Source organism: Peptococcus niger, assembly GCF_900101835.1.
GTDB lineage: Bacteria > Bacillota > Peptococcia > Peptococcales > Peptococcaceae > Peptococcus > Peptococcus niger.
This window is the reverse complement of the sequence record NZ_FNAF01000020.1, coordinates 1-15772: the sequence shown is the minus strand read 5'-3', so window position 1 is coordinate 15772 and position 15772 is coordinate 1. Positions and strand designations below refer to the sequence as shown.

Here is a 15772-nt window from a genome sequence, read left to right as displayed (position 1 = left end):
AGAGCAATAGGTAAGGCTTTGATATCATCTCCACCTTTTCCCCTGCCCCACACCGTACGTGAGACTTTCACCTCATACGGCGCTCCATCGCAATTACTTCAGTTGATTCATATCCTTTATTAATCCTACTTGATTTGTTTCATTAACCGTAGCTAGTTGGATAGGCTCCAACTTGGTCGTTTTTCTTAGTTTATTAAGCTTTTTGAGTTGTTTACCATCTAGCCGCAATTGGCTAGACAAGTAAGATATGGTGTCAGGGTTTGTGGCATGTACCAGCTTGTGGGCCGGTGTCGTAAGCAGGATTAGATTTTGGTAGTTATCCTTGCCACCTAGCTTCCTAGGTAGCTTGTGGTGGCAGTGTATGTCACCGGGTACCAATTCTTGACCTGTTAATCCACATTTGCCATGTTGCCCGGCATACAAGGATATTCGATTATCATTGTATTCTAGGCTGGCATTTCTAACCGGATGGGTCATTAGATAGTGCATGACTTCATCGCTTCCTGACTTGGGAATTTTCTTTTGCAAGAGGCCCCTGCCTTCCGGTGTGTATTGACAGGCTCCAGCTTTTTGTGCCATTGGATTACGGGACTTGTAAAACCCTATGGGTATTACCGGTTTACCGTTTATCCACCTTACCTGTTTAGATTTACCATATCGCTCTTTAAGCTTAATGTTGTCTATTTGTCCCTCTTTCTTGAGGGCTTTACCAAACCGATTTTTAAACTTAATGCTAGTTGTCCTCTGTATTTCAGCAAGGTCTTTGGTCACATTATTGGCAATGCCATAGTAGTTTTGGATCCCCATAACCATGGAATTGTATAGGTCTATTTCAAGGGCCTGCACTTTTCCGCTTTTTGGCTTCTGGATATTCTTTAGCTGTTTTGACAATTGCTTTCTCGTATTGGCTTTAGTCTTGTCACTCATTCGGGCATTGACTACCCATTTATGCGACTTAGGCTGGAGCTTTAACTTGAAACCAAGAAATTCGCTGTAGTTCTTCTTGAGGTTGACAATTTTTGTCTTTTCAGGCGAGATTTGTAGCTTTAACCGGTGGCTGAGCCATTGGGTTATAGCGTGCTTCAAGAGGACAGCTTCTTTGCGTGTTTTGCAGAAGATTTTGAAATCATCTGCATAGCGGACAAAGTAAAATTCCTTGAGCTTTGTTTTACGCATTGCCGTATATTCGCTACCTAGGTTTCTGTTGCCGTTCTTATTGTATTGCGGCTTTGGTGGCTTATTTAGTTGCCGGTGAAAATCCTTCCACTGACTAGATAGCCACCAGTCCAATTCATTTAGAACCACATTTGCCAATAAGGGAGATAGGATACCGCCTTGGGGTGTTCCCTTGGTAGGGTATTCTATTTGCCCACTTGGCAATACAATAGGCGCTTTTAGCATTTGTTTAATAATTTGCAAGAGTTTCGTATCCCGGATACCTAGTGTCCAAAGTTGACGCATAAGCTTTCTATGATTGACTTCATCAAAGAAAGACTTAATGTCAAAGTCAATGGCATAAGTGCAGTGACTTCTCTGCATCAGTCGGTAGCACTCATTTATGGCGTGCTCTGCACTCTTGTTAGGTCTGAAGCCATAAGAGTACGGACTGAACTTAGCTTCCATGATAGGCTCCAGTATTTGTAGAATGGCTTGCTGGGCAAGTCTATCTTCAATACAGGGAATACCTAGAGGGCGCTTCTTGCCATTGGGCTTGGGGATTTCTACTCGTCTTACTTTCTTCGGTTGGAGCCATGAGAGCTTGCTTATCATTAGGTTGAGGTAGTCCTCATCTGATAATCTTGCAATGTCCTCAATGGTTTTTCCGTCCGTTCCCGGTGTATGACTGCCCTTGTTGCTTTTAATGGTTCTATAGGTCAGTTTCAGGTTGTTAGGGGAGACAATTAGCGACCAAAGGTCACCAAAGATTTCTCCGGCCTTACTTCTGGCATATAGGTCATCTTGCAATTCTTGCATGTCGTAATACCGGGCTTTTGTGGCTTTGTGGTTTGGTTTTTGATTTATCAAGTTAATTTCCACTTATACATCACCACCTTATCTGTGATGACAATTTCTATTGTCATACTCGACTTAGTGGATTCATAAAGGATTGATTTACTTCAGTAACTGTGACTTGAGGCTATTCCTCCGTGTCCATTGCAGACATTTCATCGGTCATGCCTCTACTCTCAATCGGACAAAAGCAAGTTATTCCCGGGAGGGGTGTTCCTTGCTGCCGGCCTGCTGTAACACGTTAATGGCCGTTCCAACCTTTCCACGTTCCAATAACTCTATCTGTACATATAGCCTTAGGTGCTTCCTATAAGCCTGCTACCTGGATGCCGCCTGTAACGACATAAAGCATTTCATGGCGTTCATTCTTACTTTACTTCAGTAGCAACACATCCGTGTTCGGTGCATTTCTGCATCTTGCAAATCTAGACCCGTACATTCGGAAGTTCGTCAGTGCCTGTGGCACATTCTCGCCATAGCTATTTTATAGACCCCCGGCATATAACTAGCACCGTCCACCTCTGGACAGCTTTCCACAGCTTGGCCTGTTTGGGCTACTCTCTGCCGTCTTCACCGAGCTTCTAACCCCTGAATGGTTACACATTCTGACGCTAGCCGGAGTATTAGGGAAGGCGTTTCAGGGCGTTACCCCTTCGTTCCACCTTTTGAGTTATTAGTTGTTCTCTTAATTAAGAGTCAGTCTTTTACCCTACTAATCGGACTGCTTACGCAGGTTATCTCTATTTCTAGGATAGCTTAATGGTTATAGACCAACGTGTCGCACGAATGCCTTGCTTAATAAGCCGCTCGTCAGAGTTTTCATCTGATAAATGCAAGAGCCATACCTCTTCCAATTCCGGTCCTGTATTTTCTTTTAAGAAAGTTAAGGCTTCATCTAAACTCATGTGCGTTTTTCTCACACGCCTAGCTAAGCTTGCCGGCACAAGTCCGGCTTCCACATTCTCAGCTATGACTGAGGAAACATAGTTCACCTCCATCATAATATGAGTTAGCCCCCTGAAATTATACGGCACATAAGCCGTGTCCGTTACATATAGGAGCTTCTCTTTTGTCACATTCGACTGAAGTAAAAAACCCAGCGGCTCTACAGCGTCATGGATTACTGAAAAAGACAATATCTCAAAACTGCCTATCCTAAAAGAATTGCCAGCTTGAATTATATTGCCACGGCAGACACTCATAGCCTCAAAAGTCCCTTGCGAAGCGTATACTTGAATCCCCATGTTTAAAAGATCTTTTACAGCCTCGGCATGATCCTTGTGTTCATGGGTTACCAATACAGCATCCACTTGGCTAAGTCTAAAACGGAATTTTTCTTTCAACCGCCCAACTGGCAGCCCGGCATCTAACAGGAGCGTAGAGCTCCCATCAGATACCTTGTAGGCGTTGCCGTTTGAGCTACTTCCTAGAGAAATGATTTCCATATTAAAAATCAATTTTCATGTCGCTAAAAAGATCGGCACCGGGTTCGTCACTCGACAAGTTTTCGTCATCTAAAAGCTTATCTAAAACATCCTTTTCCACTTCTCGGCTGACAATCGGTTTACCGAAAGCTTCCTCTTTAACCTCAACTTTTTCATCTTTTGTGCCTTCATTTACATTATCGGCAAAATCCAAAACCGGAGCATCTTTCTGAGCAATGGGCTGAGGAACAGCCGGTTCAGTACGCTGTGAACTTTCGACATCAATAAAGTCCTCTGCTTCATCAGTGGTGTACATCCCCATAGCAATTTCGGGAGCATAGGCCCGAATAAAGAAAGCAGCAGCCCGGTACATAAGCATTTGTTGTGGCATGGTCCGCCACTTGCTGATGTAGTTTCCGTCCTTATCCTTCTTGTCGTACCAGCCTTCATCTTTGGATAGCTGAATTGACACCCAAGAGCCTTGCAAGACATTACCTGTATCAAGTTCTTTAGCGTAAGCACGACACTTAGCATTATCTTCTGAACCCCCAAATTCAAATTGGAGGCTCGAAAATCGCCCGCTTGCATTGAAAGTAGCAATTAAAAAAGACGAGCTAAAGCTAGGCTTACCGTGCACGATGTAAAGATTTTGCATGACCATAAGGGGATCAGCATTCATGCGTTGTGCCATATTTAAAGCGATTACACAGTCTGCCGGATTTCCCCGATAATTTTTAGGTACAAGACTTGACTGTGCAAACATATTGGCAACACGCTGCATGAGCTTAAAGCCCTCTAAAGTACTGTAGCCCATCACAACATCAGTGGTAGCATTTTCTTTTTTCATTAATTCAGTCATTTTTTATTCCTCCTAAATTCTCTCAAAAGCTGTGCATTCTTTTAAATACTCAACAATTTTTGCTTTACTTTTCTTGGCTAAACCTTTAAATCCAGACTGTGCTAAAAACTCTCTTAAATGCCTAGTTGTTGTGCTCGTTAGATCCTCTTCTAGACAAAGCAATTCAACATAGCCTGTCTGAGGATTACAGCAACAAACCTCTGTGGTATATGAAACCAGCACTCTGTAGCCTCCATCAAAGAAGCGAATCCGTGCAGCGTTATAAAAGCTTTTTTGCTTGCCATAGATTGGCTCTAATGGCCGCTCATAAAAAGACATCTCTTTTCATCTCCTATTCTGTTTCAACTCGCAAAGTTTTATCTTTTTCGCTAACATACAGAGCCAGTGTTTGCAGTCCTCTACTGTTAAGCTTGGTAACGCTTTCGGCGTTATCAATAACGACCGGGACAGATACATCCCAATAGTCGGATAGACTGGCAATAATTTCCAATCCTGCGTTAATCCGAGCAGCATTATTGGCTGTAGAGAATGGTACGTAGACTCCATCTCCACAAGGCACAAGGACCTCGCAAACATCCTTCACACCGCCGTTAACCTGCTCTTCCGTTAAGACGAACCGAACACTCTTGAAATTGCCATTAATAAGGTCATTTAATTGACTGGCTTTTTCACGGGTGAATACTTCCGCCTCGTAAAGTAGCCCTTCTAATTCTTCATATTTAGCAGACAAGTCTTTTTGCTCAGCCTTCAACTGGCTAATTCGTGCGTCTTGAACGGCAATCAACTCATGTTGTGACATAAGCGCCATAAGATCATCCTGCTTATTTTGAATTTTCTTCAACGCCTCTTCTTCTGAGGAAACATCCGCCATAAACTTATTTGAACTAAGCTCAATGGACCTGGCCTTTTCTTCAAGATGCTCAATCGCTTCTCTTGACTTATTCGCTTGAACCTCTAATTCCACTTCATAAGCCTTGCGGAGATTTTCAAGCTGTTTTTCAAGGCCCTCCATTCTTTCATCAGCCTGAAGCGTTTCTTGCTCCATCTCTATAATTTCAGCTTTTTTACCCTCTATGGTCTTTAAATTACAAGCTTGGCCTTTTTTGTTGATGGTTTCTAACCGTTCACTCTTATCTTGATTAAAAGCTTCCTCAGCAACTTTAAGCTTATCTGGCGGCATTTCCTGTCCACAGCAAGGACAGATATTGTTGCGCACGAATTTCTCATTTTTAACGGCTTGAAATTGAGCGATAAGTTCTTTGCGAGCCTGACTAAGCTCTTCAATTTCTCCTTTTAGAGCCGTTAATTTATTGGCAAGCTCCTTCTGTAGATAGCTTTCTCTAAGATTTTGGGATTGAAGTTCCCCCTCCTGCTCCTTTAAATCAGCTTTTAGTTGAGCCTCTTTACCGGTAAGGGCTAGGCGTTCCTTTGAAATTGCTTCGGTTATCCGCCTTATTTCGTCATCTGCGGTAACGTTTGCTTTTTTACCAGCAATAGTAGACCTAAGCTTTTCGGCCTCAACTTCAAGAGCCTGAAACCGCTCCTTTTCGTCACCGGCTAAAGTAACACTAGGTCTGGCTAGGCTTGCTTCGTCAATGCGAGCCGGAATGGCTTCAATATGCTTAGCTAAGTCTCTTTTTTGCGCCTTTAAAGTCTTTACCACTTCTTCAACGGTTAAAGCTCCCTTTGAAAGCCGTTCACGCAGACTAGCCGTTTTATCACCTAGACGGAAAAATACTTCATCATCCGTTAGTCCGCCGCTCATGCCGATTAAAATGGCACGGCGTTTTTCCCAAGGCAAATCTTCCGCAAAAAAGAGCGGATCCGTGAGAATTTGTAGGCGCTCAGGCGAGCCGAAGCTTTCTTCAATTAGGTTATCAAAGTCTTTTTTCTTAGAGGGAACACCATTGATGTAGTAATCTGTCGTATGACCGGAAAACTCTTTATTTGCCTTTCCCCGGGACTTGACGTATTTTTCGCAAAAGACCTTCCGAAGTTCTAATCCGCTTGAAAATAAAGCAGCTACCTCATGGTCAAGGCCATGTGCAACTCCATCCTTACCAATTGTTTTAGGAGAAAATCCCTTTTCTCCGGTAGATGATTTATCGTACAAAAGCCAAGAAATAGCATTTGCGATAGTCGTTTTTCCAGTAGCATTATCCCCATATATAGCGGTATGTTCGCCAAGTTCTATGGATAGATTCTTAATACCTTGAAAGTTTTTTAAATTTAGTTTTTGTAACTTTAAATTTTTCATTGCGACTTCTCCTTATATAAAAAAAGAGATATGCAGGAAAGAATCATCTTTCTTACATATCTCTAATATTTAGCTTTTTTGCTTCTTATTCGCCTAAAGCGAGAGCAATCTGTTCTTCTGAGAAACCCACTCTAATCATATTAGAGCGAATGGCTTCTCGGCTCTGTGCTCTACCTTCAGCTCTACCTTCAGCTCTACCTTCAGCTCTACCTTCATCCATTGCCTTTTTCCTTGAATAAGCATCTTGGGCTGCTCGATCTCGCTCAAGGATTTCCTTGTCGCTTAACCAGCGAGACATGCTATCATCTATTGTTGCTTTGTACATAGTCTCCACAACCTCCTTTGCCAAGTTACTGTTTTCCATTAAAGATTCCAAAACATCCCAAGAATTAGCCCTAAATAGTTTACCCCAAAGCAGCCGGTTATATAGCCGATCTACTCCAGTTGCCAAGTCTATCTGTCTTAAATCAAGAATAGACAACCGAAACTTATCGCTATACTCTTCGCCAATATCATCTTCTATCAACCTGTAGTTATAGAAAAACTTAGGCACCGGGCTATCAAACGGATAATCAAGGATGCTTACCTGTCTAATTGGCTTAACTTCTTCATACGCTTTCCCTGGACTATAGCCGCTTAATATACGAGCTGCATAGTACAATGCCCTATCACGCCAGCGTTCAAATTTACGAACCTGCACCTCAACATTAACAACTTCTTTTGCATCTACTTCGGCTTTAACATCAAGAATGATTTCTTTCCCGGTCATTTTCTCTTGAAAATTAATCGGGTTTAAAACCCGTACGCCGGTGATAGCTTCTTCCGGCTTAGACAGCATTGCTGTCACTAACCCCCTTAGGGCTACCTCACTCTCTTGCATGACGATATGAAACAACAAGTCATTCGTCAGCCGATAAAATTTTCTTTCAGCCATACTTTCTCCTTTCATTATACCAGCAAATTTCCAATAAAAAAAGAGATATGCAGGAAAGCGCTTGCTCTCTTACATATCTCTAATTTCTCTTGAAAAAGGACGCAAAAATCCTAGGCTCTCACATCCCCGTTCGTTAAATTCTTACGATTACTCGCAAGACATCAACCAGTATATATACTGGCCTTTCATCAGCATTCCGGCCTATGCTGCCCACTTGGGTAAAACCACCATGCGCTTCCGGAATCGCAACGGCTTCAAAATTACTTCAATATAACATTATTGTACAACGTTAGAACTTTATAGTCAATATACTTCCTTAAAAATGCCTTCCAGAGTGGAAGGCATTATTCTAGTTTTCTTTTATTATAGCACACTCAAGCAATCATTTGCGAGGACTTGCTCTTCTTCAACTCCTTTTCAATCTCTGTTAATAATCTTGAAGCAGCCCCTCTTATCCTCGACATGGAGTTCTTCAAAATGCCCATCTTATCTTTATCAGCAGAGGCCCAGCCCGCAATATATGCCAAACTCACTTCTTCGCATGGAAGGCCGAAATGAGTAGACAGAACATAGGCCACGGATTCAGCCTCTACTTCCTTGATATGTCTGTCCACTTCCTTAGCCTCTTCATTATTGTGCAAACTGGCGTGAGCCATTTCATGAAAAAGCGTAGCTAATGTATCTGCCTGACTCATTCCTTGCTTTAACACAATTTCTTGCTTGTTTCGTGAAAAGTAACCATGAGAACCATCGTTGACTTCCTCAAAGCGGACCGTAACCGGAGAAGCCTGTTTAAGGGCCGAAAAGAGTTTCTGGTAGCCTTCAACACCGCAGTCCAAAAAATCTTGTGAACTAAGTGCCGGCAACTCCTCTCCTTCAGTTTGGGAAATATCAAAAACTGAAACGATCCGATAGCCTATCAACCGCTCCTCTAAAATTGGCTGACCATCTTTATCCAACACTGGCCGACCCAATTCATCTTTTTTACTTCATCAGTCTGTCTAATGATGGGGGCAAGAATTTTTATGGCCTTTTCCCCTTTCTTAACGTGCCGATTAAATTTCTTTTTCCAAGCCTGAAAACCGGCTACATAGCCAGCATCCGGTCGCTGAGAAGCAATGAGAATCGTATTGTAGAACGAGTACCGATGGAACTTGCTCAAAGTTGTGAGCCAGCGAATATATTTTTCCGACTCAAAGAGTTCCTCTAGATCTCCCTCTAATTGCTCCATTAATTCTTTTACTTTATCCATAATTATTCTCCTTTCACTCTTAAAAATAGCTAGGATAATCCGTGCGTAAACTCTTGGCTTCTCCCTTATGATTAACGATAAAGTGATCCTGCACGCTAATACCTAATATTTTTCCACCTTCAGATAACCTCTTGGTTAGCATTAAGTCCTCTTTGCTAGGCGTCAAATCACCGGTTAGGTGATTATGAAAAAGAATTATATTTTGACAATTTGCCAAAATAGCTCTTTGAAAAACCGGGATTGGCTCCACAAGAGAATTACTAATACCGCCAGTAAAAACAATGCTGTAACCCATAAGCTTGAGCTTGGTATCCAAAAGTAAGATGCCGAACTGCTCAACGACAAGCCTTTCCGATCGCATGAGCTTTGTTATGCAAATTGCAGCATTAGCGACGCTGTCCAACTTATCAGCTATTTTTGTAAGCTCATCGTCATATATAGATGAGCGCTCCATAACAACTTCTTGCTTATAGATGGTCTCTTCATGATATTCATTTTCGTCAACTATACTTTCGCTGTTGAAACCTAACTTCATTTCTTTTTCTCTCTTGAATTTACAATCTAAGTGCAACAAAAAATGATTCACCGTTTTCTGGTAAAATTATGTCGACGAAAACCAATCTACCAGGAGGAACGATGAATCATTATTCTCATTTTACACTAAAATAGCGTGAGTTGCTAAAGCATTATATGGATATTGGCTTAAATCAATCTGAAATAGCCATAAAGTTAGGACGCAACAAATCGTCAATTTGCCGTGAGTTAAAGAGAAACTCTTTACAAGGAAGTTATTTACCTTGTGATGCACAGGCACTTTATACCACTAGAAGAAAATCATGTCGTCCTCGAAAGAAGTTAGACGATACGGTCCTTTTCCAAAAGGTCAAGTCGCTATTCTTAGAGCATCGGTGGTCTCCGGAACAGATCGCTGCCCGTTTAAAATACGAAGAGAGTGTTTACAGCATTAGCTTCACCACGATTTATCGAGCCATTTATTCCGACCTTTTTGACGAGCCGAATCTCTCTAGGGGCAATAGAGGATGTATTAGAAAATTAAGGCATCGCGGAAAAACAAGGCATACCAAACCCTATGAAGAAAGACGCGGTAAAATCCCAATCACCAATCTCATATCCGAACGACCGGATGCAGCTGAAAAAAGACAGCGTTTAGGTGACTGGGAAGCGGATACGGTGGCAGGTAAAACCGGCAGGGCATGCTTACTTACATTGACTGACCGGAAAAGCCGCTACCTACTTTGTCGAAAAATCCCAAAGAAGAATGCCCAATGTGTCAAGCAAGCTATGATTGAACTGTTGAAGGATGAACCCCTTCAAAGCATCACTCCCGATAGAGGGAAAGAATTTTCAAAGCATCCTGAGATATCACAGCAACTGTCTCTTGTTGCATTCTATTTTCCGTTGCCTCATCATCCATGGCAAAGAGGTACCAACAAAAATACAAATGGTCTACTTAAGAGAATACTTTCCAAAAACGAAAGATATTGACCAATCAGATAACTATGTGAAAGCCAAAATAGAAGAGATCAATCGTCGCCCACGTAAATGTTTAAACTGGAAAACGCCCTATGAGGTTTACCATTCAGTAGAGTTGCACTTGATTTGACAATTCAAGCTAAATAATTAACAATAAATATCCCTAAAACTGTAATAACACCAAATAAAATCCATGCTATAATGAGTATAGCATTAAAAAGTTGGATGTTGCTAATGAAAAAACTACACAAAAATGCAATAATTAGAGGTATACACATAATCAAAATCATTTTTTTTACTTTTAATATATATCCTTTTTTTATCAAATCATCTTTTTGTTTTTGTTCCATTGTATTAAATCCTGCTATAATATTTCCATTAGTTTTTTCTACTCCATAAATAGAAAGTAGGCACAAAATTATTGGTATTAATAAAATAATTTTCGCAATAGTAGTTTTCGGATCCATTAAATTCATAATAATATTACTCCTTTTCAAAATCTAAAATTTTATTTTCTTTCAAAATTGTAAAAATTAACATATATTCGTCACGCTCTTCGGATTTTAAGCTATCAAATAATTCTTTTACAGTATTGTTTTTTTTGATATTTTTAAATATATTTTTATTTATATTTAAAATAGGTTTTTTATCAATCATTATCTTAATAAATTCTAATTTAATTTTATCAAATTCAATATCTTCATTAAAACTATATTGTTTTCTAATAGGAATATTATTTGTATCTATCCTGTTAATAATTAATGGAACATCCTTATTAATATACTCAATCACAACAGAATACATTTTAATGGCTTTATTTTCTCTAAAAATTCTTTCAAACTCGTTTCTTACTTTAAAATTATTTTCAGAATTTGAAAGGTATGATATTAAATCAACAGAGTAATCTATTTGCATCTCAACAGGGATTGCAGTAATAACTCTGATATTTAGTATTCCATTTTTTACATACTGCTTAAATACATCAATAATATACGGTTCTTCATCATTTCCAATACACTCTAAAACCATATATGCATATCCATCATCAGTTAAATATTTTTCATATCCACTTATTATTTTCTTTACAATTTTAAACCCATCTTCTCCTCCATCTCCACATATAGGCACATTTATATTTGTGGGCGCTGGTACATAAGGAGGATTTGATAAAATACAATCAAACTTTGTATCTTTTATTTTATCGTATAAATCAGATAATATAGCCGAAGTATTTTCATCCATTCCGTTCAAAGCGGCATTTATCTTTATAGAATTATAAGCATTTTCATTGATCTCAATTGAGGTTAATAAACAATTATTACTTTTTAAAGCATTGAACCCTTGAATCCCTGAACCAGCACACAAATCTAAAATATTTTTAAATTTTTTATCAGATATCATATTCATCATACTAAAAGAATCTTGACCTATATATATATCAACAAATTTGCTTGCCTCATTATTATATTCATTTGGTGTGCTGACTAAAATAAACATATCATTTATAGGAACTATGCTATATCCATTTGAATATAGAAAATCATCCTTTAATTTTGCAAAATTAATTGAAATCAAGAATTCCTGTGATTCTTTCCCTAATATCTCTTCTATTATTTTATTTTCTATTTTATCACCCTTGAAAAGAAACTTGAATAAAACTATATCCTTTTTATTCCATCTATCTAATACACTTTCATCATTTAAAACCTTTTCATCTATCCAAATATCATTACCTACCATATTTCTCAAAAATGAATTAAAAATAAATTTATAATTTGATTTCTTAAGCATTGTAGAGAAATTTATTGCACTGTCTATTTTAAAGCTTGAATTTAATTTATTTATATTATACGCTTTCATAAAAACTCCTTATTTTTCTAATAAATATATAAATATATCTTCGCCATCAAAAGTTTCTCCTTTCAAAACAGCCTCCTTTACAAATCCACTTTTGTATAATAATAACTCATGTTCTTTATTTTTTAATAGCTTAACTTTTAAAATTTTATATCCATTCTTTTTCATTTCATTATACAGTAACTGAATCAGCTGTGTAAAATAAGCCTTTTCACATATGACTAAATTAATGTATATCGTTGTATTACTTTCAATAAAATTAAAACTTATAACTCCATCAATCTCTTTAGAACCTTCTTTACTGAATTTATAATATATATTTCCTCCACTAACATGAGATAATCTCAAATTAGGTAGATTATAAAAATTATGTAAATCATAATAAGACTTTATATTATACTGAGGATTAATGTAATATAAAATATCATCATTTTTATGTTCATATGTCTTAAATATAAAGTTTGTTATTCCATTAAAATCTTTTTCAGAAATCATCTGAAAAATTTCTTCTGTGTTTTGGAATACCATTAAATCTTCCCCTTTCAATTCTAACATCCCTATATTATGAAAAAACCATAATATATTTTCTAAATCTTCTTTAATTCTAATTTCATCTTCTTCTTTATACTTTTCTTTTTGTAAAGAAAATAAAGTTTCTATGCTATGTCCATTACACTCATTGTAAATTTCAACGACTTGTTCATCCAAAAATATTCTTTTATTTAATAATCCAGGTATACATAAAAAAGTTCCATCTTCTCCTTTTCTATTTAATCCTGAATAAGAGTAATTTTTTCTTATTATCATAAATACGGCTCCTCCTACATATCTTGATTATATAAATCAATATCATTACCTGTATAAGGAATATACTTTTGATTTTCAATATCTTCAACAGTATTTATTTTTTTCACAATATCATGAAAATATCCTTTTTTCCAAATGTTATTCAAACCTTCTTCCCATAAAGATATTAAATTTTTTTTAAAAACGTTGCCATATACATATGGCAAATAACAAGTTAGTAAAACATCGCCGTTTGATTTTATTTCGTACGAAGGATTAAACGCCTCTGTATTATTTCTAAATAAATAAATATGTTCAACTGGATCTCCATAATCAAATACGAACCCTTTTAACTCTTTACTTTTATTTTTTAGTAACCAAAATAATTCTTGGTTTTCTTCTGATGATAATTTTAACATTTCAGAGTTGTCTCTCCCTCTTCCAATTGCTATAAAAGGCATATATCTAAGCTCATTAATTCCTAATCCGTACAAAAATTCTCCCACTAAAGGCATCTCTTTATAATTAATTTTTGTTGGAATAAAAGTAACTGATGGTATCTTATCTAGACTCAATATATTATAAATTGCATTAGTCGCATTTTTATGAGCAACTGGACTTTCTCTAAACTTGTTCATTGTTTCTGGATAATATGAATCTAAGCTAACTTGAATGCTATTAATTCCACTATTATATAATCTTGTTAAGGATCTAATATCCGATTTATATCCATTAGTTACCATGTTTACAAGAATTCCTCTCTCACTTAGCATATTTGCAATTTTTAAACATAAATCGAATCTTACTGTCGGTTCTCCTCCACATATACAGACAGATTGTGGATTTACTTCAATAACTTGTTTCGTTACTTCTATCATCTCTTCATCATTTAAATCTTGCGAAAATTTTGAATGACTGCAGTTATAGCAATGTTTACAGTGTAAATTACATTTTTGAGTAACATCAAACATTATACTTTCTGGTCCATTTATCTTAGAGTATGCATTTTGTATATCATTAACTTTTGTGTTAATATTTATAATATTATTATTTTTCATTTTTATCACTCCAGTCATTTAAATAAATCACTTTGTCTGCTATTTTTAGTACTTCTTTACTGTGTGAATTTACTATAACAGTAATTCCATACATTCTAGCATATTTTTTTATAGTAGATAAAACTTTTAATTCTGTCTTTTTATCAAGAAAAGATGTAGGTTCATCAAAATAAATAACTTTACTATTTCTAAGTAATGCTCTTGCAATATTTATTCTCTGAGCTTCCCCTGAAGAAATTTTTTCTTTTCTATCATAAATATAAGTATCTAACCCATATTCTAATTTATGAAGTAGTTCTGAAAGATTTAATTTTTCTAAAATATCTATTAATTTTTCATCCTCAACTGACTTGTCAAGGACTATATTTTTTCTTAAGGAATCATTAAGTATAATGGGTTTTTGCTGGACAAATGTGAAGTTATCCATATAACTATTATAATTTATTTTATTTATATCAATATCATCAATTGTAATTTTACCAACAGTAGCTCTAATTTCCTTCATAAGCATCTTCATTAGAGTAGTCTTCCCCGATCCACTTTTGCCTGATACTACAACAAAGCTCCCTTTTTCTATATTTTCACTAAAACCTTTAAATATTGCTTTATCTTCATACGAAAAACTTATATCACATATTTCTATTTTATTATTAAAACTAAATGATATATCTAAAGAATCATCTATTTTGGGTAATTCATAATATTCTATAAATCTTTTAAAACATACCTTATTACTTTGGTAAGACATTAAACTATTAATTAATATCGAAAATGGTTCCATCATATATCCTAACAATGCTTGATAACCTACAAAAACTCCGATTGTTATTTTATTATTAATTATTAAATTTACCCCTACAATAAATAATCCTAAAGACCAAAATTGTCTTATCAATGATGAAATTTCACTAAAAATTGACATATAAAAGAAATTTTTTATAGTTATTTTTTTAATTTTATGAAATTTTTTAAAAACTTCATTTACACTCTTATCCCTCATGTTCATTATTTGAGAAAAAGAAATCAATTCTATTTTTTCCATTACATAATTAACCAAGTTTTGATCAACTTCTTTTTGTTTCTCTGCAACCTCTAGAATTGGCTTCTTAGCAATTTTAATATTAATTATTTCTAATGCTATTAATACTAATGAGTAAATGGTTAAAGCTCTAGACCACTTCCACATTATAAACAATATAAATGCCACGTAAAAAAAATTAAAAGGTATTACAATACTTAATGTATAAAAATACTCCGCTATCGTTGATCCATCAGAAAATAATCTATGATACAGACTAGTATCAGAAATTTTTTCTAATTTCCCCAATAATACATTTTGTATATTTTTAAAAAACATTCTTTTTACATTAAATTCTGAATTGATCTTCCAAACAGTTGTATAATATAATCCGAAAATTTCAATCAGAACCACCGGCTTAGCCGGTGGTTTGTTATGCCCCTATAAGGGGCTATTACTGGCAGCACTCACGTGCTCTGAATTTCTTTCTCTTGCAACAAATCCCCAGTTGGCGCTAAAGCGCCTATTTTCATACTTTATTTGACCTACTTCTCTTGCATAGGTCTCTTAACGTTTTTCCTATGTTTTCTTTCAATCTCCCGTAGATAACCTGTCACCTATACTTTCGCGCAAACACGATATGATACTTACAATTCCAACTTGTATGTGCTAAGCTTCTCTTGTCCATATGGATACCTCCTTGATATTTTATTGCCGATAACACAATAATTTTATCATAGGAGGTTCTTTTTTTACTTGAAGCTAAAGCTTTTTATTCCTACCACCAGCATAGCTGGTGGTTTATTCATGCTAAAGCGAACAA

General features: G+C 36.5%; 14 protein-coding genes and 2 pseudogenes. 1 reads left to right on the top strand and 15 read right to left on the bottom strand.

Going from position 1 to position 15772, the window contains the following annotated elements:
- Window positions 1–93: 93 nt before the first annotated feature.
- The 9 genes from ltrA to BLQ16_RS09190 all read right to left on the bottom strand — a co-directional run bounded on the left by ltrA (window position 94) and on the right by BLQ16_RS09190 (window position 9271).
- Window positions 94–2025 (bottom strand): group II intron reverse transcriptase/maturase, encoded by a 1932-nt coding sequence (gene ltrA / locus BLQ16_RS09230; protein ID WP_423230815.1) that lies wholly within the window; start codon window positions 2023–2025, stop codon window positions 94–96.
- 731 nt (window positions 2026–2756) lie between these two features.
- The gene (locus BLQ16_RS09225) at window positions 2757–3455 is read right to left on the bottom strand and encodes an MBL fold metallo-hydrolase (RefSeq protein ID WP_091792437.1); all 699 of its coding nucleotides are present in this window, start codon (window positions 3453–3455) and stop codon (window positions 2757–2759) included.
- 1 nt (window position 3456) lies between these two features.
- Window positions 3457–4293: a recombinase family protein gene (locus BLQ16_RS09220; protein ID WP_091792436.1), complete on the bottom strand. Its 837-nt coding sequence runs from the start codon at window positions 4291–4293 to the stop codon at window positions 3457–3459.
- A gap of 12 nt (window positions 4294–4305) precedes the next feature.
- On the bottom strand, window positions 4306–4611 hold the full coding sequence (locus tag BLQ16_RS09215; RefSeq protein ID WP_091792435.1) for a DUF8033 domain-containing protein: 306 nt from the start codon (window positions 4609–4611) through the stop codon (window positions 4306–4308).
- A 13-nt stretch (window positions 4612–4624) separates the two neighbouring features.
- The gene (locus BLQ16_RS09210; protein WP_091792434.1) at window positions 4625–6550 is read right to left on the bottom strand and encodes an ATP-binding protein; all 1926 of its coding nucleotides are present in this window, start codon (window positions 6548–6550) and stop codon (window positions 4625–4627) included.
- Window positions 6551–6635: 85 nt separating this feature from the next.
- On the bottom strand, window positions 6636–7484 hold the full coding sequence (locus BLQ16_RS09205; RefSeq protein WP_159428076.1) for an Rpn family recombination-promoting nuclease/putative transposase: 849 nt from the start codon (window positions 7482–7484) through the stop codon (window positions 6636–6638).
- Between the two features lie 374 nt (window positions 7485–7858).
- Window positions 7859–8443: an ImmA/IrrE family metallo-endopeptidase gene (locus BLQ16_RS09200; protein WP_144019697.1), complete on the bottom strand. Its 585-nt coding sequence runs from the start codon at window positions 8441–8443 to the stop codon at window positions 7859–7861.
- Complete coding sequence (locus BLQ16_RS09195) at window positions 8416–8736, bottom strand: ArdC family protein (RefSeq protein WP_091792431.1); 321 nt, start codon at window positions 8734–8736, stop codon at window positions 8416–8418. Before BLQ16_RS09195 ends, BLQ16_RS09200 begins: the two co-directional genes overlap by 28 nt.
- Before the next feature lie 19 nt (window positions 8737–8755).
- Window positions 8756–9271, bottom strand: coding sequence for a JAB domain-containing protein (locus BLQ16_RS09190; protein ID WP_091792430.1), 516 nt, complete (start codon window positions 9269–9271; stop codon window positions 8756–8758).
- A 155-nt stretch (window positions 9272–9426) separates the two neighbouring features.
- Here BLQ16_RS09190 and BLQ16_RS09185 point away from each other — a divergent pair.
- Window positions 9427–10360: pseudogene (locus BLQ16_RS09185) on the top strand (IS30 family transposase).
- A gap of 4 nt (window positions 10361–10364) precedes the next feature.
- On the opposite strand, the gene BLQ16_RS09180 reads toward BLQ16_RS09185, so the two are convergent.
- The 6 genes and pseudogenes from BLQ16_RS09180 to BLQ16_RS09845 all read right to left on the bottom strand — a co-directional run.
- A complete protein-coding gene (locus BLQ16_RS09180; RefSeq protein ID WP_091792429.1) occupies window positions 10365–10706 on the bottom strand; it encodes a DUF3784 domain-containing protein in 342 nt (113 codons plus the stop codon).
- Window positions 10707–10713: 7 nt separating this feature from the next.
- Entirely contained in the window at window positions 10714–12090 is a 1377-nt protein-coding gene (locus BLQ16_RS09175; protein ID WP_091792428.1) for a methyltransferase, read from the bottom strand.
- 9 nt (window positions 12091–12099) lie between these two features.
- The gene (locus BLQ16_RS09170) at window positions 12100–12894 is read right to left on the bottom strand and encodes a hypothetical protein (RefSeq protein WP_144019696.1); all 795 of its coding nucleotides are present in this window, start codon (window positions 12892–12894) and stop codon (window positions 12100–12102) included.
- Window positions 12895–12908: 14 nt separating this feature from the next.
- Window positions 12909–13931: a radical SAM protein gene (locus tag BLQ16_RS09165; RefSeq protein WP_159428075.1), complete on the bottom strand. Its 1023-nt coding sequence runs from the start codon at window positions 13929–13931 to the stop codon at window positions 12909–12911.
- Complete coding sequence (locus BLQ16_RS09160; RefSeq protein ID WP_144019695.1) at window positions 13921–15363, bottom strand: ATP-binding cassette domain-containing protein; 1443 nt, start codon at window positions 15361–15363, stop codon at window positions 13921–13923. Before BLQ16_RS09160 ends, BLQ16_RS09165 begins: the two co-directional genes overlap by 11 nt.
- A 136-nt stretch (window positions 15364–15499) precedes the next feature.
- Window positions 15500–15637, bottom strand: a pseudogene (locus tag BLQ16_RS09845) (transposase); the annotation flags it as partial.
- Between the last annotated feature and the right edge of the window lie 135 nt (window positions 15638–15772).